General features: G+C 73.9%; 21 protein-coding genes and 1 pseudogene. 9 read left to right on the forward strand and 13 right to left on the reverse strand.

The genetic code is table 11. The features are described 5' to 3' along the window. Positions 1-60 precede the first annotated feature (60 nt). Complete coding sequence (locus GTY84_RS26585) at positions 61-1,296, reverse strand: extracellular solute-binding protein (protein ID WP_345943538.1); 1,236 nt, start codon at positions 1,294-1,296, stop codon at positions 61-63. 286 nt (positions 1,297-1,582) lie between these two features. Between GTY84_RS26585 and GTY84_RS26590 the strand changes: the two genes are divergently transcribed. Beyond that, on the forward strand, positions 1,583-1,798 hold the full coding sequence (locus GTY84_RS26590; protein ID WP_161228929.1) for a dodecin: 216 nt from the start codon (positions 1,583-1,585) through the stop codon (positions 1,796-1,798). A gap of 40 nt (positions 1,799-1,838) precedes the next feature. Here GTY84_RS26590 and GTY84_RS26595 read toward each other — a convergent pair whose 3' ends face one another. After that, complete coding sequence (locus GTY84_RS26595) at positions 1,839-2,342, reverse strand: hypothetical protein (RefSeq protein WP_161228930.1); 504 nt, start codon at positions 2,340-2,342, stop codon at positions 1,839-1,841. A 234-nt stretch (positions 2,343-2,576) separates the two neighbouring features. Between GTY84_RS26595 and GTY84_RS26600 the strand changes: the two genes are divergently transcribed. Then, positions 2,577-3,596, forward strand: a complete 1,020-nt coding sequence (locus tag GTY84_RS26600; RefSeq protein WP_161228931.1) for an LLM class flavin-dependent oxidoreductase — start codon at positions 2,577-2,579, stop codon at positions 3,594-3,596. A 160-nt stretch (positions 3,597-3,756) separates the two neighbouring features. Next, on the forward strand, positions 3,757-6,138 hold the full coding sequence (locus GTY84_RS26605; protein WP_161228932.1) for an excinuclease ABC subunit UvrA: 2,382 nt from the start codon (positions 3,757-3,759) through the stop codon (positions 6,136-6,138). Positions 6,139-6,178: 40 nt separating this feature from the next. On the opposite strand, the gene GTY84_RS26610 is transcribed toward GTY84_RS26605, so the two are convergent. From GTY84_RS26610 to GTY84_RS26635, 6 genes are all read right to left on the reverse strand, one after another. Next, entirely contained in the window at positions 6,179-7,132 is a 954-nt protein-coding gene (locus GTY84_RS26610) for a PRC and DUF2382 domain-containing protein (protein WP_161228933.1), read from the reverse strand. 112 nt (positions 7,133-7,244) lie between these two features. After that, positions 7,245-8,180: a lysophospholipid acyltransferase family protein gene (locus tag GTY84_RS26615; protein WP_161228934.1), complete on the reverse strand. Its 936-nt coding sequence runs from the start codon at positions 8,178-8,180 to the stop codon at positions 7,245-7,247. Continuing rightward, a complete protein-coding gene (locus GTY84_RS26620) occupies positions 8,177-8,953 on the reverse strand; it encodes a GNAT family N-acetyltransferase (protein ID WP_161228935.1) in 777 nt (258 codons plus the stop codon). Before GTY84_RS26620 ends, GTY84_RS26615 begins: the two co-directional genes overlap by 4 nt. 512 nt (positions 8,954-9,465) lie before the next feature. Then, positions 9,466-10,215, reverse strand: coding sequence for a succinate dehydrogenase/fumarate reductase iron-sulfur subunit (locus tag GTY84_RS26625; protein WP_161228936.1), 750 nt, complete (start codon positions 10,213-10,215; stop codon positions 9,466-9,468). Next, entirely contained in the window at positions 10,212-12,161 is a 1,950-nt protein-coding gene (locus GTY84_RS26630; RefSeq protein WP_161228937.1) for a fumarate reductase/succinate dehydrogenase flavoprotein subunit, read from the reverse strand. Before GTY84_RS26630 ends, GTY84_RS26625 begins: the two co-directional genes overlap by 4 nt. A 2-nt stretch (positions 12,162-12,163) precedes the next feature. Continuing rightward, on the reverse strand, positions 12,164-12,871 hold the full coding sequence (locus tag GTY84_RS26635; protein ID WP_161228938.1) for a succinate dehydrogenase: 708 nt from the start codon (positions 12,869-12,871) through the stop codon (positions 12,164-12,166). A gap of 95 nt (positions 12,872-12,966) precedes the next feature. On the opposite strand from GTY84_RS26635, the gene GTY84_RS26640 reads away from it, so the two are divergent. Then, positions 12,967-13,851 (forward strand): LysR substrate-binding domain-containing protein, encoded by an 885-nt coding sequence (locus GTY84_RS26640; protein ID WP_161228939.1) that lies wholly within the window; start codon positions 12,967-12,969, stop codon positions 13,849-13,851. Between the two features lie 119 nt (positions 13,852-13,970). Here the strand turns inward: GTY84_RS26640 and GTY84_RS26645 are convergent, their stop codons facing one another. From GTY84_RS26645 to GTY84_RS26655, 3 genes and pseudogenes are all read right to left on the reverse strand, one after another. Next, the gene (locus GTY84_RS26645; protein WP_161228940.1) at positions 13,971-14,351 is read right to left on the reverse strand and encodes a nuclear transport factor 2 family protein; all 381 of its coding nucleotides are present in this window, start codon (positions 14,349-14,351) and stop codon (positions 13,971-13,973) included. A 147-nt stretch (positions 14,352-14,498) separates the two neighbouring features. Continuing rightward, positions 14,499-16,629: pseudogene (locus GTY84_RS26650) on the reverse strand (EAL domain-containing protein). Continuing rightward, positions 16,626-17,438: an SAM-dependent methyltransferase gene (locus tag GTY84_RS26655; protein WP_161228941.1), complete on the reverse strand. Its 813-nt coding sequence runs from the start codon at positions 17,436-17,438 to the stop codon at positions 16,626-16,628. Before GTY84_RS26655 ends, GTY84_RS26650 begins: the two are co-directional and overlap by 4 nt. Positions 17,439-18,721: 1,283 nt before the next feature. Here GTY84_RS26655 and GTY84_RS34775 point away from each other — a divergent pair. The 3 genes from GTY84_RS34775 to GTY84_RS26670 all read left to right on the forward strand — a co-directional run bounded on the left by GTY84_RS34775 (position 18,722) and on the right by GTY84_RS26670 (position 20,479). Continuing rightward, positions 18,722-18,856, forward strand: coding sequence for a hypothetical protein (locus GTY84_RS34775; RefSeq protein ID WP_272919287.1), 135 nt, complete (start codon positions 18,722-18,724; stop codon positions 18,854-18,856). A gap of 16 nt (positions 18,857-18,872) precedes the next feature. Then, the gene (locus GTY84_RS26665; protein ID WP_202551783.1) at positions 18,873-19,637 is read left to right on the forward strand and encodes a DUF4239 domain-containing protein; all 765 of its coding nucleotides are present in this window, start codon (positions 18,873-18,875) and stop codon (positions 19,635-19,637) included. 320 nt (positions 19,638-19,957) lie between these two features. After that, entirely contained in the window at positions 19,958-20,479 is a 522-nt protein-coding gene (locus GTY84_RS26670; RefSeq protein WP_161228942.1) for a hypothetical protein, read from the forward strand. 434 nt (positions 20,480-20,913) lie between these two features. On the opposite strand, the gene GTY84_RS26675 is transcribed toward GTY84_RS26670, so the two are convergent. Continuing rightward, complete coding sequence (locus tag GTY84_RS26675; protein ID WP_161228943.1) at positions 20,914-21,408, reverse strand: hypothetical protein; 495 nt, start codon at positions 21,406-21,408, stop codon at positions 20,914-20,916. 335 nt (positions 21,409-21,743) lie between these two features. Between GTY84_RS26675 and GTY84_RS26680 the strand changes: the two genes are divergently transcribed. Further along, positions 21,744-22,409, forward strand: a complete 666-nt coding sequence (locus tag GTY84_RS26680; protein ID WP_161228944.1) for a class F sortase — start codon at positions 21,744-21,746, stop codon at positions 22,407-22,409. 33 nt (positions 22,410-22,442) lie between these two features. On the opposite strand, the gene GTY84_RS26685 is transcribed toward GTY84_RS26680, so the two are convergent. Further along, positions 22,443-23,279 carry a polysaccharide deacetylase family protein gene (locus GTY84_RS26685; protein ID WP_202551789.1) on the reverse strand — a complete coding sequence of 279 codons (837 nt, stop codon included), beginning with the start codon at positions 23,277-23,279 and terminating at the stop codon, positions 22,443-22,445. 367 nt (positions 23,280-23,646) lie between these two features. Here GTY84_RS26685 and GTY84_RS26690 point away from each other — a divergent pair, with 367 nt between their 5' ends. Next, positions 23,647-25,059: an amino acid permease gene (locus tag GTY84_RS26690; RefSeq protein WP_161228945.1), complete on the forward strand. Its 1,413-nt coding sequence runs from the start codon at positions 23,647-23,649 to the stop codon at positions 25,057-25,059. Positions 25,060-25,088 lie beyond the last annotated feature (29 nt).

Genomic DNA, 25,088 nt, shown 5'->3' on the forward strand with positions numbered 1-25,088 from the left:
CCCCACCCGGCCCCTCGCCCGGCGCTCACGGTCCGGGCGGGGGCGGTGGGTGCCGGGGGGTCAGCGGGTGTTGGGGTCCAGGAGTTCGGTGACCCGCCGGGACGCTTCCTTGGCCGACGTCTGCGCGTCGGCGCCGTTGAGCACCTTGGTCATGTACGCCTTGATGGGGTTGTCGCCCTCGACGGCGCCCCACCGCGGGGTGCTCGGGGTCGCCCGGCCCTGGGCGGCTCCGGCGGCCATGGCCTCCACGCCCTCCTCGCCCGCGACATCGGCGGCCAGGGACTTCTTGTTGGGCACGTAGTTCATGGTGCGGGCCAGCTCGGTGTTCCACTTGGACCCGGCCAGCGCCTCGATGACCGCGATGGCGCCGTCGCGGTTGTCGGTGTTCTGCGGGACGACGAGGTCGGAGCCGCCGGTGAACACGGCCCCGGGCTTGTCGGCGGTCTTGCCCGGCACGGGGAAGAAGCCCAGCTTGTCCTTGAGGTCGGGGTTCTCGCGCAGGATGGTCGTGGCCAGACCCGGCACCGAGATGATCTGCGCGACCCGGCCCTTGGCGAACACGCCGGACTGCGGCGGGTGCTCCTCGTCGGCGTCCACGGGGCCGTTGCCCAGCTTCTGGAGCCGCTGGTAGAACTCCATGCCGCGCAGGGCCTCCTCGCTGTCCAGCGCGCCCGTCCAGGCGCCGCCGGAGCCGGTGGCCAGCTCCCCGCCCTCGTCCCAGATGAACCCGGAGAGCGTGTACCAGTCCTGTCCGGCGAGGTAGATGCCCTGCGCGCCGCCCTGGTTCAGCTTCTCGGTGGCGGTGATCCACTCCTCGCGGGTGCGCGGCGGCGAGGTGATCCCGGCCTCCTTGAACAGGTCCTTGCGGTAGATGATGACCCGGTTGGCCGCGTACCACGGGATGCCGAACTGCTGGGACATGTACTCGCCGGGCTCCGCGAGACCGGGCAGCCAGTCGCGGATGCCCCAGTCGCGCATCGACTCCAGCGTCAGGTCCTCCAGCTTGCCCCCCTCGGCGTACTGGGGCACCTGGGTGTTGCCGACCTCGATGACGTCGGGCTGCTCGGCGCCGCCGTCGGACTTCAGGGCGGTCTGCACCTTCTCGCCGATGCCGGTCCACTCCTGGATGCGTATGTCCAGGTCGAGATCGGAGTGGGTCTTCTCGAAGTCCTCGGTGAAGCGCTTCAGGAAGTCGTCGGAGGCGCTGCTCTTCATCAGCCACACCGTGACGGTGCGCCGTCCGTCTCCGTCGTCCGAGGACAACAGGCTGCAGCCGCTCAGCAGGGTGGCGGACACGCAGGCAAGGGCGAGGAGGCGACGACGTCTCACGAAGGGTCCTTCTGGTCGAGCAGGTGGCGGACAGGGCGTCCGGCGCACGCGTGGGGAGACCCGACGTGGGGGAACGAGCCGGAGACTCGCACGGGTGAATGGGATTTTGGTATGGACGAATGCGGAGGTCAAGGGGTGAACCACTGCACAGCTCCGACGCCTCGCGCTCCACCACGAGTTGGGGCACGGTGGAGTGACACATGACACAAGCCGACATAGACGACATCCCCGTCGGGACGGAAGGAACACCACCATGTCGAACCACACCTACCGGGTCACCGAGATCGTCGGCACCTCACCGGACGGCGTCGATCAGGCCGTGCGTAACGGTATCGCGCGGGCCTCGCACACCGTAAGGAACCTGGACTGGTTCGAGGTGACCCAGGTGCGCGGCCAGATCGAGGAGGGGCGGGTCGCGCACTGGCAGGTCGGCCTCAAGGTGGGCTTCCGCCTGGAGGGCTCGGACTGACCCGCGCGCCCGGACGGGCGGGAGCGGACGGCCGGGGGCGTCATGTGCGGCCCTGCCGTTCCTGGGCGTCCCTCAGTTCGCCCGAGCCGGCCGCCCAGTCGGCGTGGACGACGGTGAAGCCGGCCCCGCGGGCGTCCGCGCACACCAGTTCGTCGTCGTCCACGAGGACCCGGACGTCCCGGGTGCGGGCGAGCCGCCGCAGGATCTCCAGCTTGGTCCGCCGGGCGGGCCGCCGGTCGCCGTCGCGGCGCATGTGCACCGTTCCCTCGGGCAGGCCGTGGGCGGCCAGCCAGTCGAGGGTGTCGCGACGGCAGCGCTCGGGCCGCCCGGTCAGGTAGACGACCTCGCACTCCCCGGCCTCGGCGCGCGCCAGGGCGACGCCCGGGGCCAGCGGTGGATCGTGCGGCGCCGCCGCGAAGAAGGCGTCCCAGTCGCGGGGCCGCCGCTCCAGGAACCGCTGCCGGTGCGCGGTGCCGGCGAGGGTGTTGTCCAGGTCGAAGACGGCCAGGGGGCGCCGGCCGCCGCTCCTGCTGCTCTCGGTCACCCTCCCAGCCTAGGCCCTGATCCTGTGGACCCGGCCGCCGGGCGCGGGGCCCGCGCCCGGCCCCTTCGCCGGGGCCCGGTCCGGCCGGGGGGGGGGACGGGGCAGGGGGCGGGACCGGTCCGGCAGCGCACGGGTGGTGAGCACCCGTCCGGGCCGGGCGGGTACGGCGGGCGGCGCGGACGGGACGGAACCGTTCCCGGGGAATCCTCGCGCCCCCGGGGTGTTGAACGGAGTGTGAGCACCCCGATGGCGACGACCCGTTTCTCCGTACTCGACCGCTCCCGCGTCCGCGAGGGACGCACCGCCGCCGAGGCGCTGCGCGACACGGTGCGCCTGGCCCGGGAGGCGGAACGGCTGGGCTACCACCGGTTCTGGGTGTCCGAGCACCACGGGGTGCCCGGCGTGGCGGGTTCGGCGCCGACGGTGCTGGCCGCCGCGGTGGCCGGGGCGACGCACTCCATCCGGGTCGGCACCGGCGGCGTGATGCTGCCCAACCACCGTCCGCTGGTGGTGGCCGAGCAGTTCGGGGTGCTGGAGGCCCTGTTCCCGGGGCGGATCGACATGGGCCTGGGCCGCTCGGTGGGCTTCACCGACGGGGTGCGCCGGGCGCTGGGCCGGGGCAAGGGCGAGGCCGACGCCTTCGAGGAGCAGGTGGCGGAGCTGCTCGGCTGGTTCCTCGGCACCTCGCCGACCGGTGTGCGCGCCCGCCCCGCCGAGGGCCTGACGGTGCCCCCGTTCGTGCTGGCCATGGGCGAGGGCGCCGCCGTCGCGGCCCGTGCCGGGCTTCCGCTGGTCATCGGGGACCTGCGGGACCGGGACCGGATGCGCCGGGGCATCGACCGCTACCGGGCCGGGTTCCGTCCCTCCCGGTGGAGCGCGGAGCCGTATGTCGTCGTCTCCGGCACCGTCGCCGTGGCCGCCACCGCAAAGGAGGCCCGGCGGCTGCTGCTCCCGGAGGCGTGGTCGATGGCGATGGCCCGCACCCGGGGCACCTTCCCGCCGCTGCCCCCGGCCGGGGAAGTGGAGGCCCGGGTGACGACCGCCCGGGAGCGCGAGCTGTACACCGCCGGGCTGCGCGGCCATGTCGCGGGCACCGAGGAGGAGGTGGCGCGGGAGCTGGAGGCGCTGGTGGCGGAGACGGGCGCGCAGGAGGTGCTGGTCACCACGAGCACCCACGACCGGGCGGCGCTGCTGGACTCCTACCGGCGGCTCGCCCGGGTCACCGGCATCGGAACGGCGGCCCCAGGGGCGTAGAATCGCGGGGTTTGTCCCCGGCCGCGCCGACACCCCGTCCCTCCGGCCCCGCCGTCCGCCGCTTCCACAGCCCGCCGCCCGCCTCCCCCGTTCCTCCTCCCCCGCACCCCGTCCCCCTCCCCCGGCCCGCGCGGCCGACGACCGTACGGAGCCCTCCGCGATGCACAGCACCCACGACCCGTACGTCCGTGTCCGCGGCGCCCGTGAGCACAACCTGAGGGGCGTGGACGTGGACGTCCCCCGGGACGTGGTGGCGGTGTTCACGGGGGTGTCCGGCTCGGGCAAGTCCTCGCTGGCCTTCGGCACCGTCTACGCGGAGGCGCAGCGGCGGTACTTCGAGTCGGTGGCGCCCTACGCCCGCCGTCTGATCCACCAGGTGGGAGCACCGAAGGTGGCGGAGATCACCGGTCTGCCGCCCGCCGTGTCGCTGCAGCAGCGGCGGGCGGCGCCGACCGCCCGTTCCTCGGTGGGCACGGTCACCCATCTGTCCAACTCCCTGCGGATGCTGTTCTCCCGGGCCGGCACCTATCCGCCGGGCGCCGAGCGGCTGGACTCCGACGCCTTCTCTCCCAACACGGCGGCCGGGGCGTGCCCCGAGTGCCACGGGCTGGGCCTGGTGCACCGCACCACCGAGGACCTGCTGGTCCCGGACCCGTCGCTGTCGATCCGCGAGGGTGCCATCGCCGCGTGGCCGGGCGCCTGGCAGGGGAAGAACCTGCGGGACGTCCTCGACGCGCTCGGCCACGACGTGGACCGCCCCTGGCGGGAACTGCCCGCCGAGGAGCGCGCGTGGATCCTGTTCACCGACGAGCAGCCGGTCGTCACGGTGCATCCCGTGCGCGAGGCGGGCCGCATCCAACGGCCCTACCAGGGCACGTACATGAGCGCCCGACGGTATGTGCTCAAGACGTTCGCGGACTCGCGGAGCGCCACCCTGCGGGCCAGGGCTGAGCGCTTCCTGACCAGCGATCCGTGCCCGGTGTGCGGGGGCAGCAGGCTACGCGCCGAGGCCCTGGCCGTGACCGTCGGCGGGCGGACCATCGCGGAGCTGGCGGCGCTGCCGCTGACCGAGCTGGCCGGGGCGCTGCCGGGCGGCGAGGGGGCGGCGGGGGTGCTCACCGAGGACCTGACCGCCCGGATCGCGCCGGTGACGGAGCTGGGCCTCGGCTATCTGAGCCTCGACCGGGCCACGCCGACCCTGTCGGCGGGCGAGCTGCAACGGCTGCGGCTGGCCACCCAGTTGCGGTCGGGGCTGTTCGGGGTGGTGTACGTCCTCGACGAGCCGTCGGCGGGGCTGCACCCGGCGGACACCCGGGCGCTGCTGACGGTGCTGGAGCGGCTGAAGGCGGCGGGCAACTCGGTGTTCGTGGTGGAGCACCAGCTCGCGGTGGTGCGGGAGGCCGACTGGATCGTGGACGTCGGGCCCGGGGCGGGCGAGCACGGCGGGCGGGTGCTGTACAGCGGGCCGGTGGAGGGGCTGGCCGGGGCCGGGGCGTCGGCGACGGCCCGGTACCTCTTCGACCGCTCCCCGGCACCGGAGCGGGCGGCGCGGGTGCCGCGCGGCTCGGTGCGCGTCGGCCCGGTGACCCGGCACAACCTGCGCGGGGTGACCGCCGAGTTCCCGCTGGGGGTGCTCACGGCGGTGACCGGGGTGTCCGGCTCGGGGAAGTCGACGCTGGTCGCGGAGGTCACGGAGGAGCTGCCCGGGGTGGGGCGGCTGGTCCGGGTCGACCAGCGGCCGATCGGCCGCACCCCGCGCTCCAACCTGGCCACGTACACGGGCCTGTTCGACGTGGTGCGAAAGGTGTTCGCGGGGACGGACGAGGCCCGCCGCCGGGGGTACGGCGTGGGCCGGTTCTCCTTCAACGTGGCCGGCGGACGGTGCGGGACGTGCCAGGGCGAGGGGTTCGTCAGCGTCGAGCTGCTCTTCCTGCCGAGCACCTACGCGCCCTGCCCGGACTGCGGCGGGGCGCGCTACGACCCGAAGACGCTGCGGGTCACCCACCGGGGGCGGAACATCGCCCAGGTACTGGACCTGACGGTGGAGGAGGCGGCGGAGTTCTTCGCGGACACCCCGGCCGCCGGGCGCGCCCTGACGGCGCTGCTGGACGTGGGGCTGGGCTATCTGCGGCTCGGCCAGCCGGCCACCGAGCTGTCGGGCGGGGAGGCGCAGCGCATCAAGCTCGCCACCGAGCTGCAACGGGGACGGCGCGGGCACACCCTGTACCTGCTGGACGAGCCGACGACCGGTCTGCACCCCGCCGACACGGCGGTGCTGATGCGGCAGTTGCACGGTCTGGTGGACGCCGGGCACACGGTGGTCGTGGTGGAGCACGACATGGCGGTGGTGGCGGGCGCGGACCGGGTGATCGACCTTGGGCCGGGCGGCGGGGACGCGGGCGGCCGGATCGTGGCCGAGGGCACCCCGGCCGAGGTGGCGCGGGCCGCGGGCAGCGCGACGGCGCCCCATCTGGCGGCGGCCCTGTACGGCGAGGACGCGGGTGCGGCACTGTACGGCGAGGACGCGGGCGGGCGCCGGTGACACCGCACCGGCGCCCGCCCGCGTTGGCACGGCGCCTTGGTCATCCGCGGTCCGGCCGCGTCTCCTCGTCCTCCTCGACGACGCCCTCGACCTCGATCCGCTCCTTGCGGACCTGGCCGTGGACCGTCTCGTTCTCGATGTGCTCCTCGGTGGTCAGCCGGACCCGTTCCATGGGCACGGCCTCGGTCTCCACGAAGGTGTGCTCCTCGTGGAGGGTGATCTCGTGCTCGGCCTCGCCGATCTCCGGTCCGGCCATCGCCGCGTCGCGGTTGGCGTCGGTGATCGGCTCGCGCTCCACATGGACCTCCTCGTGGCGCACGGGGACGGTCTGCTCGACGTCTTCCGTGACGACGTACTTGCGGATCCGGGCCCGGCCGGACTCGCGGCGTTCGACGCCGATGTGCATCCGCTCCTCCGAGCGGGTCATGGCCTCGTCCGCGCGGGTGCCGGCGCGTTCCGCGGTGTCCCGGTCCGTACCGGTCCGGTGGCCGGCGATGCCCGCCGCCCCGGTGGCCCCGGCGGCGCCCGCCGTGCCGGAGGCGGTGGTCATGCCGGTGGTGTCGGCGGGTCCGGTGGCCGCGGCGCCCGCGGTGCCGGTGCCCATGGTCCCGGTGCCGGTCCCGGTGGTGGTGTCGCTGTCGGGGTCGGTGCGTTCGGCCTCGGTGAGGACGCTGCTCCAGTTGATGCCGTAGTAGTCGTAGAGCCGGTGTTCCTCGCCCTCCGACAGATGGCCGCCCGCGTCGACGTCGACATCGGGCGCGCCCTTGACCTGCTCCTTGCCGTACGGGACCTCAAGGTGGTCCCGCACCAGCGCGGCGTCGCGGATGGGGACGAACGACTCGCTGGTGCCGAACATCCCGGTCCTGACGCTCACCCATTCCGGGCGTCCGGTCATGTCGTCGAAGAACACGTGCTTGGCGTCGCCGATCTTGTTCCCGTCCCCGTCGTAGACCGGGTGGTCCAGGACGTTGGCGAGTTGTTCACGGGTGATCATCTGCCATCACCCTCCTTCCGGAGTCCCTCCACTCCGTCTGTCCGCTTCGGAAGGTCGAAAACGGAATAAACGCCACAAAAGGCACGTACTTTTCGGTGGCGCTTTCCCTCGCTCACCGCTCCCCGGGCGATGTGTGGCGCCCCACCGGCACCTCGGGGTCCGGCGGCCGGGCGGCCAGGGCGAGGGAGCGGCGGTCCGGGTGGCGGCCGGGCGGGATCACGGGGCACACCTCCACCTCGGCGATGAGGCGGCGGGCGGTGACCACCCGCCACACGGAGGCGAACAGGGAGTCCTCCCCGATGAAGGCGGCCGCGGTGCCCGGCGCCGCGCCGCCGTCCCGGTAGCGGACGCGGACCGGCTGGACGGCGGCCCCGGCGTCCAGGGCGGCCTGGAAGGCGGCCCGGCGGAAGCGGCCCCGGGCACCGCCGCACCAGGTGCTGCCCTCGGGGAAGACCGCGACGGCGCCGCCCGCGCGCAACTGCCCGGCGATCACGGCGACGGTGGCGGGCAGGGTCCGCAGCCGGTCCCGGTCGATGAAGAGGGCGCCGCCGCGCTCGGCGAGCCACCCGGCCACCGGCCAGCGCCGGATCTCGCTCTTGGCCAGCATCCGGGCCGGGCGCACGGCGGCCAGCAGCGGGATGTCCAGCCAGGACACGTGGTCGGCGACGAGCAGCAGCCCACCGCCGGACGGGGCTGAGCCCGTGATCCGGACCCGGACCCCGGCCGCCCGTACCGTCCACCGGCACCAGCGCCGCACCGGGGCGGCCGGGAGCCACCGGGCGAACGGCGACAGCGCGGACCCGGCGGCCAGCAGCGCGGCGAGCGCCGCGAGCCGCAGCACCCCGCGCGGCACGGCAGCCGGGCCCCGTGGCGGCCCCAGGCAGGCGGCGGGGGTGCAGGGCGCGGTCGGCAGCCAGGCGTTCGCCGGCGGCCGGGTGGTGGGAACGGGCGCGAGGGCGGGAACGGGAGCGAGGGGAGCGGCGGCCGGGCCGGAGAGGGTGAGAGGGCCGGGGACGGCCGGCGTGCCGGGGACGGCCGGGGCGTTCATCGGGCCGGGATCAGCGAGAGGAAGTGGCGCAGATAGCGGGGGTCCACGCGGTCCATCCGCAGCAGCACATAGAGGTCGGCGACGCCGAAGTCGGCGTCGTGGGCGGGCTCCCCGCACACCCAGGCGCCGAGCCGGAGGTAGCCGCGCAGCAGCGCGGGCAGGGGCGGGCGGGCCCCGGCGGGGGCGGCGCCGCGCGGTGCCCAGGGCAGCAGGGGCCGCACCCGGTACTCCTCGGGGGCGAGGTGCCGCTCGCGCACCCGCTCCCAGGTGGCGGCGGCCAGGGCGCCACCGTCGGCGAGCGGGAGGGAGCAGCAGCCCGCCAGCCAGGTGTGGCCGCGCTCGGTCATGTAGCGGGCCAGCCCGGCCCATATGAGGCCGATGACGGCGCCGTCGCGGTGATCGGGGTGGACGCAGGAGCGGCCGACCTCGACCATCGTGGACCGGACCGGGCCGAGCGCGCTCAGGTCGAACTCGTTCTCCGCGTAGAGGCGCCCGGCGACTGCGGCGCGCTCCGGCGGCAGCAGCCGGTAGGTGCCGACCACCTGCCCGGTGGTCTCCTCGCGGACGAGCAGGTGGTCGCAGTGGGCGTCGAACGGGTCGATGTCGAGGCCGGGTTCGGGGCTCGGCAGCAGGGCGCCCATCTCACCGGCGAACACCTCGTGCCGCAGGCGCTGCGCGGCCCGTACGTCCGCCTCGTCGCGGGCGAGGCCGACGGTGTAGTGGAGGGGCGCGGCGGGCCGCGTGGGACGGTCGACGGTCAGGACACCGCTCATGGATGCTCTCCTGGTCGCGGGGGCGGGGGCCGGGGCCCCGGTGGGCGGCCGCAAAGTCCGGCCGCCTCAGTTCTTCCGGTGCGGGCTGTCCTGCGCGTGACCGGCGCCGGGAGAGCGGGTGTGGGGTTGCTGAATGCCAGGAGCCGGGCCGCCGCCCCGGCGTCACACGGAAGTGATCCGGCCCCGCGCGGTGCGCGGGTGCTCGGCGCCGCCGGGTGCGCGGGTGCGCGGGGACTGCGCGCGGGGCTCGGTCCGCGCGGCGGGGCGGGGAACGGCCCGGTCCGCCCAGTCGCCGGGGTGCGGGGAACGGCCCGGTCGCCCAGTGGGCCGGAAAGCGAGACGGGGCCGGGGAGAGCACCTCCCCCGGCCCCGTCCGTCCGCACCTGTCGGCGAACGTCGGTCGGGCGGCCCCGGGCGGGGCCGCCGTACGGTTGGGGCCTCTCGTTCGGATCATGCCGGGCTCGCGGGCCCCGGCACCGCACCCTGATCCGGCCCGATCCAGACGAAAGACCCTAGCGGCCCGCACCCCCGCGGGCCGCGCGCAGCCACTCCCGGTTCATACCGGTGATGGACATGAGCGGGATGCCCTTGGGGCAGGCGGTGGCGCACTCGCCGGTGAGCGTGCAGCCGCCGAAGCCCTCCTCGTCCATCCGGGCCACCATGTCCAGCACCCGCGTCCCGCGCTCGGGCGCGCCCTGGGGCAGGACGTTGAGATGGTTGATCTTCGCCGAGGTGAAGAGCATGGCCGCGCCGTTGGGGCAGGCGGCCACGCAGGCACCGCAGCCGATGCACTCGGCGTGCTCGAAGGCGAGATCGGCGTCCGGCTTGGGCACCGGCGTCGCGTGGGCCTCGGGCGCGGCGCCGGTGGGGACGCTGATGTAGCCGCCGGCCTGGATGATCCGGTCGAGGGCCGAGCGGTCCACGACGAGGTCCTTGACCACCGGGAAGGCCGCCGCCCGCCAGGGTTCGACGTCGATGGTGTCGCCGTCCCGGAAGGAGCGCATGTGGAGCTGGCAGGTGGTGGTTCGCTCGGGTCCGTGCGCGTCGCCGTTGATGACCAGCGAGCAGGCGCCGCAGATGCCCTCGCGGCAGTCGTGGTCGAAGGCGACCGGGTCGTCGCCCTTGACGATCAGCTCCTCGTTGAGGGTGTCGAGCATCTCCAGGAAGGACATGTCCGGCGAGATGCCGTCCACCTCGTACGTGGACATGGTGCCTTCGGCATCGGCGTTCTTCTGCCGCCAGACGCGCAGGGTGAGCCTCATGCGTAGCTCCGCTGGGTGGGGTGGACGTACTCGAAGACCAGGTCTTCCTTGTGCAGGGTGGGGGCCGTGCCGGTGCCGGTGAACTCCCAGGCGGCGGCGTAGCCGAACTCGTCGTCCTTGCGGGCGGCCTCGCCGTCGGGGGTCTGGGACTCCTCGCGGAAGTGACCGCCGCAGGACTCGGAGCGGTGCAGTGCGTCGAGGCACATCAGCTCGGCCAGCTCCAGGTAGTCGACGACGCGGTTGGCCTTCTCCAGCGACTGGTTGAACTCCTGGCCGGTGCCGGGCACCTTGACGCGCCGCCAGAACTCCTCGCGGATACGGGGGATGCGCTCCAGCGCCTCGCGCAGTCCCCGCTCGGTGCGGGCCATGCCGCACAGCTCCCACATGAGTTCGCCCAGTTCCCGGTGGAAGGAGTCGGGGGTGCGGTCGCCGTCGGCGGCCAGCAGCCGCTCCAGCCGCTCCTCGGTCTCGGCCAGGACCTCCCGGACCGCGGGGTGTCCGGCGTCGACCTCGTCCCGGTGCGGGTTGCGGGCGAGGTAGTCGTTGATGGTGGCGGGCAGGACGAAGTAGCCGTCCGCGAGGCCCTGCATCAGCGCGGAGGCGCCGAGCCGGTTGGCCCCGTGGTCGGAGAAGTTGGCCTCCCCGACGGCGAACAGGCCGGGGACCGTGGTCTGGAGGTCGTAGTCGACCCAGAGGCCGCCCATCGTGTAGTGCACCGCGGGATAGATCCGCATGGGCACCCGGTAGGGGTCCTCGTCGGTGATCCGCTGGTACATGTCGAAGAGGTTGCCGTACTTGGCCTCGACGGCGGCGCGGCCCATCCGGCGGATGGCGTCCGCGAAGTCCAGGTAGACGCCCTGGCCGCCGGGGCCCACGCCCCGGCCCTCGTCGCAGACGTTCTTGGCGGCGCGGGAGGCGATGTCGCGGGGGACGAGGTTGCCGAAGGACGGGTAGATCCGCTCCAGGTAGTAGTCGCGCTCGTCCTCGGGGATCTCGTTCGGCGGCCGGTCGTCGCCCTTGGCCCTCGGCACCCAGATCCGGCCGTCGTTGCGCAGCGACTCGCTCATCAGCGTCAGCTTGGACTGGTGGTCGCCGGTGCGCGGGATGCAGGTCGGATGGATCTGGGTGAAGCAGGGGTTGGCGAAGTAGGCGCCGCGCCGGTGCGCCCGCCACACGGCGGTGGCGTTGGAGTTCATGGCGTTGGTCGACAGGTAGAAGACGTTGCCGTAGCCGCCGGTGGCCAGGACCACGGCGTCGGCGAAGTGGGTGTCGATCCGCCCGGTGACCAGATCGCGGGCGACGATGCCGCGGGCCCTGCCGTCCACGACGATCAGGTCGAGCATCTCGGTGCGCGGGTGCATCTCGACGGTCCCCGCGGCGATCTGCCGGCTGAGCGCCTGGTAGGCGCCGAGCAGCAGTTGCTGGCCGGTCTGGCCGCGGGCGTAGAAGGTGCGGGAGACCTGGACGCCGCCGAAGGAGCGGGTGTCGAGCAGGCCGCCGTACTCGCGGGCGAAGGGCACGCCCTGGGCGACGCACTGGTCGATGATCTCGACGGAGACCTGGGCCAGCCGGTGCACGTTGGACTCGCGGGAGCGGAAGTCGCCGCCCTTGACGGTGTCGTAGAACAGCCGCTGGACGGAGTCGCCGTCGTTGCGGTAGTTCTTCGCGGCGTTGATGCCGCCCTGGGCGGCGATGGAGTGGGCGCGGCGCGGGGAGTCCTGGTAGCAGAACTGGACGACGCGGTAGCCCTGTTCGGCGAGGGTGGCCCCGGCGGAGCCGCCCGCGAGACCCGTTCCGACGACGATGACGGTCTGCTTGCGCCGGTTGGCCGGGTTGACCAGCCGGGCCTCGAAGCGGCGGGTGTCCCAGCGCTCGTGGACGGGGCCGGAGGGGGCCTTGGTGTCGGCGACCGGCTCACCGGTCGTGTAGGAGGCGTAGGAGGTCATGGTCAGCTCACCACTCCGGTCATGACGCCCACGGGGACGGCGATGAAGCCGGCCGTGAGCAGCAGTGCGAGGACGTTGGCGGCGGCCTTGAGGGCCCGGTCGCGGGAGCGGCTGCCGACGCCGAGGGTCTGGGCGGCGCTCCAGAAGCCGTGCCGGATGTGCAGGCCGACGGCGAGCATCGCCACGAGGTAGATGACGTTCCCGTACCAGGTGGAGAAGGTGTCCACCACGTTCTGGTAGGGCTTGCCGGACTCGAAGCCGCCGGAGTGCACCGTGCCGGTGGTCAGGTCCAGCAGGTGCCAGACGATGAACAGGCCGAGGATGATCCCGCCCCAGCGCATGGTGCGGGTCGCGTAGCTCGCCCGGCGCCTGCGGTGCGCGTACGGGGTCGGCCGGGCGCGGATGTCGCGGCGGCTGAGCTGGTAGGCCGAGACGGCGTGGGCGACGACGGCGGCCACGAGGACCACCCGGATCAGCCAGAGCGTCCACTCCTCGTGCATGACCGGTCCGCCGATGGTGCGCAGCCAGTGCGCGTAGGCGTTGAACTCGCCGCTGCCGAAGAAGATCTTCAGGTTGCCGATCATGTGGGCGACCAGGTAGAGCAGCATGACGAGCCCGCTGACCGCCATCACCGTCTTCTTGCCGACGGTCGAGTCCCACACCGTGCGCGCCATGGACGGCCGTCGGCCCGTCCGCGTTGCCAGAGCCATGTCACGGGACGCTACGGCCACGGGGCCCGATCGGTCCAAGACATGGTGCGCCTGGTTTCCATAGTGCTTGACTATCGAACGCGTATGCTGGCGGTATGCAGTTCCAGCAGCTCCTGTACTTCGTGGCGGTCGCCGAGACCCGGCACTTCACGCGGGCGGCGGAGTCGGTCCATGTGGCGCAGCCCTCGCTCTCGCAGCAGATCAAGGCGCTGGAGCGGGAGCTGGGGGCGGACCTGTTCCGGCGGGCGCGGGGCAACATCACCCTGACGGACGCCGGTGAGGCGCTGCTGCCGCTGGCCCGGCGCATCCTGGCCGACGCGGACACGGCCCGCCACGAGGTGATGGAGCTGGCGCAGCTCCGGCGCGGCCGGGTCCGCCTCGGCGCGACGCCGAGCCTGTGCACGGGGCTGCTGCCCGACGTGCTGCGGGCCTTCCACGACCGGTATCCGGGCATCCGGCTGCTGATCGAGGAGGGCGGCTCGCTCGACCTGGTGCGGGAGCTGGCGCGCGGGGCGCTCGATCTGGCGCTGGTCGTGCTGCCGCTGCCGACCGCCTCCCCGGCGCTGACCACGGTGGAGCTGCTGCGGGAGGACCTGGTGGTGGTCTCCTCGGCACAGGCACCCCCGCCGGGCGGTGGACGGGAGGCGGTGCGGATCGCCGATCTGGAGGGCGAGCGGCTGGTGATGTTCCGGCACGGGTACGACCTGCGGGAGCTGACCGTGGCCGCGTGCCGCGCCGAGGGCTTCGAACCGGACTTCGCGGTGGAGGGCGGGGAGATGGACGCGGTGCTGAACTTCGTCCGGGCGGGTCTCGGCGTGGCCGTGGTGCCCCGCATGGTCGCCACCCGGCCGGGCCTCGGCCTGCGCGTCACCCCGCTGTCCGGCCCGGACCTGCACCGCACCATCGCCCTGGCCCACCGCAGCGACGTGGACCCGCCCCGGGCCGCGCGGGAGCTCCAGCGGATGCTGCTCCAGCGCTGAGGGGCGCGGACGCCCGGGGCCCCGGGCGGAAGCCGGAGCGCGGAAGGCGCCGGCCCCGCCCGGTGCCCCGCCGCCGGCCGGTGCGGTCCCGGCCCCGGTGGTGACCGGCGGGGCGCGGGTCAGGGAATGCCCGGGGGCACCGGTGTGCCCTGGTGGTAGTACATCCACCAGGAGCCCGTGCCGTCGTCCCAGCGCCACAGGGAGGTGCGGCGGGCCCGCTGCCCGGCGAGAAGGGTCTCGTAGCTGAGCTGCACCAGCCCCGGGGCGAGCAGGACACCGGTGAGGCCGGACGGCTCGTACACCGCGTCGTCCCCCGGGCCGCCCGGGTGGTCGGGCAGCGAGGCGACCGTGTCGGCGTAGGTGTGGCGCCGGCCGGAGGAGCCGACCTCGGTGAACTCCGGGTCCAGCAGCGCGGCGACGAGTGCGCGGGAGCCGCGCACCGCCGGGTCCAGGAGACGCAGTTCGGCGGCGACGGCCGCGGCGACGGATTCCTCGGTCATCCGCACAGGATCACCGACGGCCCGGCGGTTGCGCCACCGGCTTTCCCGGTGCCCCGCCGTCGGGGCACCGGCACCCGCCGTCCGTCCGCCGGACTCCCCCGCCGCGCCACGGCGCCCCGGCCGGCCCCGCCGCGCTCCCCCGGCGCCTCACCTCGCCGCGTCCACCAGCGCCAGCTCGTGCAGGCGGTCCGGCGGGCCCGGACGCGCGTAGTACCAGCCCTGCGCCGTGTCGCAGCCCAGCAGGCGCAGTTGCTCCGCCTGGGCACCGGTCTCCACACCCTCGACGGTGACCGCGAGGTCCAGGCTGTGCGCCAGGGCGACGATCCCCTCCACGATCTTGAGGTCGACGGGGTCGGCGGGGAAGCGCTGCATGCCCTGGGTGAAGGAGCGGTCCAGCTTGAGGACGCTCACCGGCAGCCGGCGCAGATTGGCCAGGTTGGAGTAGCCCGTGCCGAAGTCGTCCAGGGCGATGTCGATGCCCATGTCGGCCAGCCGCCGCAGCGGGTTGAGCAGGTCGTCGTCCGCGCCGATGAGCGCCGACTCGGTCACCTCCAGGCAGAGCGCGTCGGGTGCCACCCCGGCCCGCTCCAGGATCTCCACGGTTTCCTGGACCAGCCGCGGATGCTGCAACTGGCAGGGCGAGAGGTTGACGTTGATGCGCAGCGGGGCCGCCGTACCGCTCGCGCCAGGCCCGGGCCTGGCCGACGGACTGCTCCAGCACCCAGCGGCCGAGCGGGACGATCAGCCCGGTGCGCTCGGCGAGCGGGATGAACCGGTCCGGGCCCAGCACCCCGTGCTGCGGGTGCAGCCACCGCACCAGCGCCTCGGCGCCCCGCACGCTGCCGTCCCCGAGGTGGACCAGCGGCTGGTACTCGATGAAGAACTCGCCCCGCTCCAGGGCCGCCGGGAGAGCGGTGGTCAGACCGTGCCGGGTGATGGCGCGGGCGTCGGCCTCGGGGTCCGCCAGCTCGAAGCGGTTGCCGCCCGCCGACTTGGCCCGGTACATGGTGATGTCCGCGCTGCGCAGCACCTCCGCGGGGCTGCGCTCGCCCGCCGGTCCCTCGACGATGCCGATGCTGCCGCGCACGGTCAGCTCCCGCCCGTCGATGCTGATGGGGGCGAGCAGCGCGTTCATGATGCGTCCGGCCAGCTCGTCGACCTCGCGCCCGGTGTCCGGGCCGGTGGTCAGCGCGACGAACTCGTCACCGCCGAGCCGGGCCACCATCTCGCCGGGCGCGGTGGCACAGGACTGCAGCCGGTCCGCCACCTCGACCAGCAGCCGGTCCCCGGCCGCGTGGCCGAGGCTGTCGTTGACGGTCTTGAAGCCGTCGAGGTCCAGGTAGCACAGGCCGAACCGCTGGCCCGGGCCCGCGTTGACGGCCTTGTCCAGGCGCTCGAAGAAGAAGCTCCTGTTGGGCAGCCCGGTCAGGGCGTCGTGCGTGGCCTCGTAGCGCAGCCGCAGGTTGAGCAGCCGACGCTCGGTGGTGTCCTCCATCAGCGCCAGCTGGTACTGCGGGGCGCCGTCGGCGTCGCGGAGCAGGGAGACCGTCAGATTGGTCCAGAGGACCGTGCCGTCGGGCCGGTAGAACGCCTTCTCGCAGCGGTACGCCTCGCGTTCGCCGCGCACCAGCTCCTCGTAGAGTCGCCAGGTCTGCGGGGCGTCGTCGGGATGCGTCCACTCCATCACGTTCCGGCTGCGCATCGAGGGGTCGGTCAGCCCGAACATGCGCGTCAGGGCACCGTTGACCTGGAGGACCCTGCCGTCCAGATCGGCGATGCCGATGCCTATGGCCGCGCCCTCGAAGACCGCGCGGAAGCGGGCCTCGCTGGCGTGCAGCGCCTGGGCCACCACGCCCTGCGCCGTCAGGGCGGCCCGGGCGATGGACTCCTGCTCGCCCAGGGTGCGGGCGCGCAGCGCCCCGGCGAATCCGGCGGCCATGGCGTGCTGGAGGCGGGCCGAGCGGGCGCGCAGCGCCTCGGCGTCGCCGCCCTCGCCGCAGTACAGCACCAGATAGGCGTCGACGCAGTCCAGGGTGCGGGCGAGCGCGTCGGGATCGGTGCAGTGCGCGTCGACCAGCGCGGCGCCGACCGCCCTCGCCTCCCGCCCGTCGAAGCCGCGCGCCCGCAGCACCTCGCTCAGCCGGCGTGCCAGCGGCAGCAGTTGCTCCTGGAACTCGGGTCGGGTCGATGACGTCGATGTCACCGGATACACGGCCCGGCTCCAGATCGTCGCGAACCGGCGCAGTCTGTCCTCCGCCCCGCCGGGCTCCCCGCTCACGCGGCGCGTCCCACGCCGGCGAAACCGGAGAACGCGTACGGGTCCTCGTCGTCCGGCTCCGTCTCGGGCCGCCAGAGCGGCATCGGAACCAGACCCGGTTCCACCATGTCGTACCCCTCGAAGAACCGCGCGACCTCGGCGCGCGAACGCATGATCAGTGGATTGCGGATGCGCCGGTACACGTCCACCGCGCCTCCGGCCCGCTCGGCGGGCAGCGGAATGCCCTCGTACGAGGCGTGGGTGAGCACCAGCATGCTGCCGGGTGCGAGCGCGTGGCCCAGCCGGGCCACCGCCGCGTACGGGTCGTCCTTGTCCTCCACGAAGTGCAGTATGGCAACGAGCAGCAGGGCGACCGGCCGATTCAGGTCGATCAGCCGCCGCGCTTCGGGGCTGGAGAGGATCTCCCGGGGCCGCAGCAGATCGGCGGCGACCACCTCCGCGTTCCCGTTGTCCGCCAGCACCGCCTGGCTGTGCGCGACCGCCACCGGGTCGTGGTCGACGTACAGCACGCGGGCCCCGGGCCGGATGCCCTGGGCCACCTCGTGGACGTTGCCGAAGGTCGGGATGCCCGACCCGATGTCGATGAACTGGTCGATGCCCTCGTCCATCACGTGGCGCACGGCGCGGCGCATGAACGCGCGGTTCGCCTGCATGATCTTCGGCAGCCCCGGTATGTACTCCATGGCGCTGCGCGCGGCCTCCCTGTCGACCTCGAAGTTGTGCGAACCGCCCAGGTAGAAGTCGTAGATGCGGGACACGCTCGGCACCGAGATGTCGATGTTCCGTGGTGCCCAGGCGGGACGCTCCATCTGTCTCTCCATGGCTGGGGGCGATCCGGTGTTCGAGCGAAGGCTACTGACCGGCCGCCAAAGGAGCGAGCCCAAACGGAAATTGACCATCCGTTCCCGGTCACTGCCCGGGGCACGTGCCAATTCACAGGGCACGCCAAAGCACGAGAAATGGGACCGCTCCCGCTCCGGGAAAACGGGGCACGGAGGGATGATTTCCAGCCATCCGGGTGCGCGGGGGGCGGCGCACGGGGACGGGAGCGCGCGACTCCACCCGGAACGGCGGCCCGCAGGACGACGCCACGCCGCGACAGCGGGGACGGGACCACGGAGCGGGGCGCCGAGGGACGGCGCGGGAGACGCGGGAGACACGCCGCGGGCGGACGGCGTGCGGTTGACGTCCCGGTGGCGCCCGAGAGCGCGGCGCACGGCTCACCGGCGTCCGGAATGCGAACACTGGGGACATGGGGGACGAGACAGGGCACAATGCCCGATTGATGAACAACCCCCCTGGAAATGCCCATTGCTGACGGATCGCCGGTCCACCACGCCCAAGAGCGCGACGGTCCGCGCCCGCGACGGGGCAAGGTGGACCCACGCCCACCGGCCAATTTCAGATCATGACTCGCATGTCAACTCGCCATTCCGTCATGTACCTCGTTCGAGGCAATTCTTTGGCACTGCGTCGTGAACTGTGCTCAGGACGCTTCATGATCTGCGACGTGCATGCACCCGAACCGACCCGATCCGCCTGTGCCGGAAGGGTGTTGGCCTTCCTGACGCTGACGTTCGCCCTCGCGGCGGCGCCCTCGGCCCCCGCGCGGGCACACTCCTGCGCGCACGCGTCGACGGGACCGGGCGGCATCGAAGCGGTGGCGGTCGCGGGCCACCACCCGCCGCCCCACCATCACTGCCCGACCCCGACACCCACGCCGACGCCCACGCCGACTCCGACTCCGACGCCCACGCCCACGCCGACTCCCACACCGACACCGACCCCCACGCCGACACCCACCCCCACGCCGACTCCGACACCCACCCCCACGCCGTCCCCTTCCCCCGCACCACCCTCGCCGACCCCCACGCCCGCGCCCTCCCCAACGCCCGCGCCCACGTCGCCGCCCGCGCCGGAGCCCCCGGCACCACCGCCCGGCACCCCGTCCGCGTCCGCGGTGCCCGCGCTGCCGCCCGCGATCGGCCCGGCCCCGGCACCGCCGCCCGGCATCACCCCGCCGGCCCCGGCGGCACCCCCGCCGCCCGCTCCTCCGGCGGCCACGCCCCTGCCGCAGGTCTCGCCGTCGCCGGTGCGCTACCCGCGACACCGCACCGCGGCCCGGCCCTCCCAGGGGTCCCGCGGCGGGGCCACGTCGCCCATCGTCTTCGTCCTGCTCATCACGGTGCCCGCGGTGGTCGCCGTCGCCGCGCTGCGCGCGCGCTGATCCCTGGAGGCTCCCCTTGCCGGAATGGCTTGTTCTCACCCTCGCGGTGGCGGCCGCCTGCGCCGTCGTGCTCGCGATCACCCTCATCCGGGACCGCACGGCGTCCGCGGACGAGGACATCACCGAGACACCGGACGTCATCGAGTACATGACGATGTGGATCGGTGTGGTGTACGCCATCGTGCTGGGCCTGGCCATCGCGGGCGTCTGGGAGGCCCGCAGCGCCGCCGAGGACCACGTCCAGGCCGAGGCCGTCGCGCTGCACGAGATCTCCGAGCGGGTCCGCGTCTATCCTCCCGAGGTCCGCGACCGCATCCGGAACGATGTCAACGCCTATGTCGGACACGTGGTGACCACCGAGTGGAAGTCCATGGCCGACGAGGAGCAGGTCACCGAGCGCGGCACCGAACTCTTCGCGCGCGTCCGCGCCGACGTCACCGACTACGAGCCGAGGACGGACTTCGAGGCCCAGGCCTACCAGCCGCTCCTGGACCAGGTGGCCGCCGCCGACCAGGCCCGGGCCTCCCGCGCGGACTCGACGGGCCCGACCATGCCGGGGATCGTCTGGGTGGGGCTGATCGCCGGGGCCGTCATCACCATCGGCATGGTCTTCGCCCTCCAGATCCGGCGCACCGCCCGGGAGATGGTCCTCGCCGGGCTCTTCTCGGCGCTGATCGCCTTCCTGCTCTTCCTGATCTGGGACTTCGACGCGCCCTACAGCCGGGGGCTGGCGGCCTCGACCGAGCCGTTCCTCACCTTCTTCCCGGACGCCGGGCGCTGACGGGGCGGAGGACCGGCGGGCGACCGGCGGGCCGCCCACACGGCAGGCCCGCCCGGGACGCGGCCCCGGCGGACGGACCGCACGGACGCGGCCCGCACGGGCGGCCCGTGTGCGAGCGGCACCCGCCGATGGCGGGCGGCGGCCCCCACGGGCGACCGGGCCCCGGCCGCCGTCGCCCGTGCGGCGCACCCGTCTGCCCCGTTCGGGCGACAGCGATCGCGCCGCGCCGCGCGTCTTCCTAGCGTTTCGGTCATCGGGGTGCGTTCCAGGCGCGAGCGGAACAGGTCCGCCGCCGCACCCCGGGTCCCGGAGGATTCACCATGCGCGCGATACCCGTGGCCTCGGCCGCACTGCTGGGTGCCGGCGTCCTCGCCGCCTGCGCCCCCGCCGGGGCCGTCGTCGGCGGCATCACGCCGTTCGGCTTCAGCGTCCAGCCCTCCACCGTCGCCCCGGGCGGCACGGTCACGCTGCGGGTCGACCGCGAGGACGGCCGCTGCGAGAGCCGGGTCACCGTCTCCTCACCGGTCTTCGACACGGTCACCATCCCCCGCCGGCAGTCCACGGCGACGGCGGTGGTGGACCGCGAGGCGGAGCCCGGCGCGGTCTACCAGGTCGCGTTCACCTGCGACGGGCGCACCGGCACCACGCGTCTGACCATCGCGGGCGGCGGTCACCACACCCGTCACCCCGGCCCGGTGCGCGCGGGCGAGGGCGGCAGCGCCGGCGGCTTCGACCTCCAGCGGATCGGGATCGGCGCGGCGCTGATCGCGGGGGCGGTCGGCACGGCCTACCACTTCGCCCGCCGCCGCTCCGCCACCGAGGCGGGCGGACGGCACGGCTGACGCCCTCACGCGCAGCCACCCGGCCGTCCTGGCACGCGTCCCCCGCGCTCCAGCGACGCCTCGCCCAAGCGGCGGACCCCGCCCCGGGACCTTCCCGCCCGGTCCCCTCCTCCCCGCGCGCTCGCGCCCAGCGGCCCCCCGCCCCATCGCCCTCCGCCCCGGAGCCCTCGGCCGGTTCCGGGGCGGAGCCCTGTCCGCGTCCGGACGCCCGCGCGCCGCGGCGGACGGGGAACGGGCGGCGGGGCCCGGGAACGGGGAGGAACGGGACTCCGGCGTGGCGCGCCGCGGCCGGGAGCGGAAGGCGGGCACGACGACGAACCCGCCCCACGGACGATGAACCCGCCCCACGGACGGCGGTCCCGCCTCACCGGGGGCGGGCACGACGACGGGCCCGCCTCACCGGAGGCGGGCCCCGCGCACCGGCGGCGGCCGGGTCAGATCCGCCGCTCGGCCCGGCGCCGCATCCAGAACAGACCGCCCCCGGCCAGGGCCGCGGCCACGAGCCCGCCGCCGATGGCCATGTCGGTCGGCGTCGCCCCGGTGCTGCTGCCGCCGCCGAGGCCGCCGCGCACCCCTCCGATGACGGTGAAGGCGGCCGGCCGGGTCAGGGTGCGGCCCGAGCAGTTGACCGTGATGTCGTACGACCCCGGGCGGGCGTCGTCGTTGATGGTCGCGGTGCCCTTGGACGTCTCGTTGGCGCCCCGGACCGGGGTCAGATGGGTCGTCCGGAAGGCGTCCGAGGTCATCGTGCCGCCCTGGGGGCAGCCGTCGACCGTGACGGTCATCTGGCCGCCGCGGGCGATCACACTGGGCATGGCGACGATGTTGCTCGGTTCGTTGTGGTCGCCGCCGGCGGTGGCCGCCGGGGCCCCCAGTCCGAGTACGGCGACGGCGGCTCCGGCCGCCGCCAGGGCACGAGACTTTCGCATGTCATCCTCCGCGGAAGGCGCCCCGGGGCCCGTTTCCCCGGTCGATCGGCGAGAAAGCGCCTCCCGGAAAGACCCTCAGTTGCCGCGCGCCGGGACGCATTTCGGCGCTGGTCCGTCCTGGTGAGCGGCATTCCGGGGACCGCGCCGCGACGCCGTATATCACCGCAGGTCACGGAGTGTCAGGCATTTCCCGTCCGGGAATTCCGCGGGACGCGCCGCCGGGTGATCGCGCCACCCGTTCGCCGCCGCCCCGTCGCCGGTGGACCGCACCGCCCTTAGCGTTCTCGTATGCGCGGAAACGACCGGGCGGCGGCCGGGTCGAGAGGGGAAGGCGAATGTCTGCGTCCGAATGGGCCGAAGCGGAGGAGCCGCGACGGAGGCGCGCTCCCTGGGGCGTGATAGCGCTGGTCCTGCTGACCGGACTCGCGCTCATCCGCAACGGTTCGGGGGAGTTCGACGTGGGCCCGCCGCAGCCCGCCTCGGCCGCCGCCGCGGACACCCGGGCCACCCCGGGCGACCCCGCGGTCAAGGGGCCCGCTCCGCTGCCCTACGCGGTGCCGAACCAGGTCAGGATCCCCGCCATCCAGGTCGACGCCCCCGTCATGCCGGTGGGTCTGGACGCGGACGGCTGGGTCGGCGCGCCGCCCCCCGAGGACCCCAACCTGGCCGGCTGGTTCACCGGCGCGGTCGCCCCCGGGGAGAAGGGCACGGCGGTCGTCGTGGGCCATGTCGACAACCAGCAGGGGCCCGCCGTCTTCTACGGTCTCGGCGCGCTCAAGAAGGGGAACCGGGTCGAGGTCGGCCGGCAGGACGGGAAGACAGCGGTGTTCGAGATCTACGGCATCGAGGTGTTCGAGAAGGACGACTTCCCCGGCGACCGGGTCTACGCCTCCAAGGGGGCGCCCGAATTGCGGGTGATCACCTGCGGCGGCGGTTTCACCAAGCAGAACGGCTACGAGGGGAACGTCGTCGCCTTCGCCCGCCTGGTCGAGGTCCGCTGAACCGGCCCCGGCCGGGCGGGCGCCCGGTTCCGCTCAGACCCACTGCCGCCGGGGAACGGTGAGCTGGTAGCCGGAGTCCAGCAGCGCGGGCAGATAGGCGCGCAGGGCGTGGACGCTCTGCGAGCGGTCGCCCCCGGCGTCGTGCGAGAGCACCACGACGCCGGGGGCGGCGCCGTCCGCGACCCGGCCGACGATGGTGCCGGTGCCGGGGGCGGTCCAGTCCAGGGTGTCGACGGTCCAGGCGAGCGGTTCCATTCCGAGGTCGGCGCCGATCCGGAAGACGGTGCGGTTCCAGGCCCCGTAGGGGGCGCGGAACCAGCGGGGCGGTTCGCCGTAGGCCTTCTCCACGATCTCGCTGGTGCGCTCCATCTCGCTCTGGACGCGGCGCCGGGTGAGCCCGGTGAGCAGGGGGTGGGACCAGGTGTGGTTGCCCACCACATGGCCCTCGTCGGCCATCCGGGCCAGCAGGTCCCGGTTCCACTCGGCCATCTCCCCGCACACGAAGAAGGTGGCCCGCACCCGGTGCTCGGCCAGGGTGTCGAGGATCTCGGGGGTGTAGCGGGGGTCGGGGCCGTCGTCGAAGGTGAGCATCATGGTGCGGCCCCGGCCCGTGACCCGCAGGATCGGTTCGCTGCGCACGGCGGTCCGCCCGGGCTCCGCGCGGGGGGCGCCGTAGCCGGTGGAGGGCGCCAGGCGGAAGGCGGAGGGGTCGAGCGGGCGGGCGGCCGGGGCCCCCGGCGCGGCGACGGGCGGCGGGGGCGGGGCGTCCCCGAGTCCCGCCGAAAGGGCCGCGACGGTGCCCGCCGCGGTGGCCGACGCGGCACCGGCGAGCAGGACGCGACGCCGGGTGAACAACTGATCCTTCGTCATGACTCATCAGTCGCCCGGCCGTGCGCCGCGGCAGCCCCGCACCACCGGACCGGCCGCGCACAACCACCCGCACGGCCCATCCCGCCCGACGCGCGCCGGTGACCGGCGGGCCCGGAGGAGCCGGAACACCCGGGGCCGGGCACCTGCGGGCGGCAGTGCTCCCGCGGAGGTCCCCTGAGTCGCGGGCGGCCGTGGACGCGGTGGGGATCCAGGGGCGGCCGCGGGGAGTGGCCGGGCCTCCGGCGGCGGGGGGTGAGGCACTGGTGAGCAGCCGGTGAGGAATGTGCGTCGCACCGTCCTTCCGGGGCACGCGTAGGTCATCATGATCCACCGTCAGCCGATCGCCGATCACGAAGAGGTGGGGCGCATGGCCCGATTCCGCATGGGGGAGGGCGTTCTGCGCCGCAAACCCATCGAGCACATCGAGGACACGGAGGCCGGTGCGGGCGCGGGTCTGCAACGGTCCCTCGGGTTGTGGCAGCTCACCGCGATCGGCGTCGGCGGCATCATCGGCGCCGGCATCTTCACCCTGGCCGGGACGGTCGCCAACGGCACCGCGGGGCCGGCGGTACTCGTCTCCTTCCTCATCGCGGGCCTGGCCAGCGCGGCGGCGGCGCTGTCGTACGCCGAGTTCGCGGGGCTGATCCCCAAGGCGGGCTCGGCCTACACCTACGGGTACGCGGTGCTCGGCGAGATCACGGGCTGGTTCATCGGCTGGGACCTGCTGCTGGAGTACACCGCGATCGTGGCGGTGGTCGCCATCGGCATCTCCGGATACTTCAGCTTCCTGGTCGGGGAGATGGGGGCGGACCTGCCCCGCTGGATGCTGGGCGCCCCGGGGACCGGGGACGGGCACCGGGTCGACCTGTTCGCGGCCGTGCTGTGCCTGCTCATCGCGTATCTGCTGACGCTCGGCATCAAGAACGCGGCCCGCTTCGAGATGGTCGTGGTGGTGCTGAAGGTGCTCGTGGTCCTGTTGGTGATCGGGGTCGGCTTCTTCCACATCACCACGTCGAACTACCACCCGTTCTTCCCCTACGGGGTGGGCGGGGCGTTCACCGGCGCGGCGACGGTGTTCTTCGCGGTCTTCGGCTACGACGCGATGTCGACGGCGGCCGAGGAGTCCAAGGACGCGCAGCGGCACATGCCGAAGGCCATCATCTACTCGCTGGTCATCTCGATGGTGCTGTACGTGCTGGCCTGCCTGGTGCTGACGGGCATGCAGGACTACAAGGACATCGACAAGGAGAGCGGCTTCTCGACGGCGTTCAAGTCGGTGGGGCTGAGCGGGCTGGCGGACGTCATCGCGGTGGGCGCCATCATCGGCATCCTCACGGTGATGTTCACCTTCATGCTGGGCGTCACCCGCGTCTGGTTCAGCATGAGCCGGGACGGGCTGCTGCCCAAGTGGTTCGCGAAGACCCATCCGACCCGGCACGTGCCGACGCGGGTCACCTGGATCGTCGGCGCGGCGTCGGCGGCGATCGCCGGGTTCCTGCCGATCGGCGAGGCCGCCGAGCTGACCAACATCGGGATCCTGCTGGCGTTCGTGGTGGTGTGCACGGCGGTGATCGTGCTGCGCTACCGGCAGCCCGACCTGCCGCGCACCTTCCGGACGCCGTTCATGCCGTTCGTCCCGGCGCTGGGCATCGTCTTCTCCCTCTGGCTGATCACCTTCCTGCAGTGGCAGACCTGGGTGCGGTTCGCGGTCTGGTTCGTGGTGGGCCTCGGGGTCTACTTCGGCTACTCCTACCGGCGTTCGGAGCTGGCCCGGCGCTGACCCGGGAACACCCCGGTCAGCCCCGGCGG

Source organism: Streptomyces sp. SID8352, from assembly GCF_009862265.1.
Classification (GTDB): domain Bacteria; phylum Actinomycetota; class Actinomycetes; order Streptomycetales; family Streptomycetaceae; genus Streptomyces.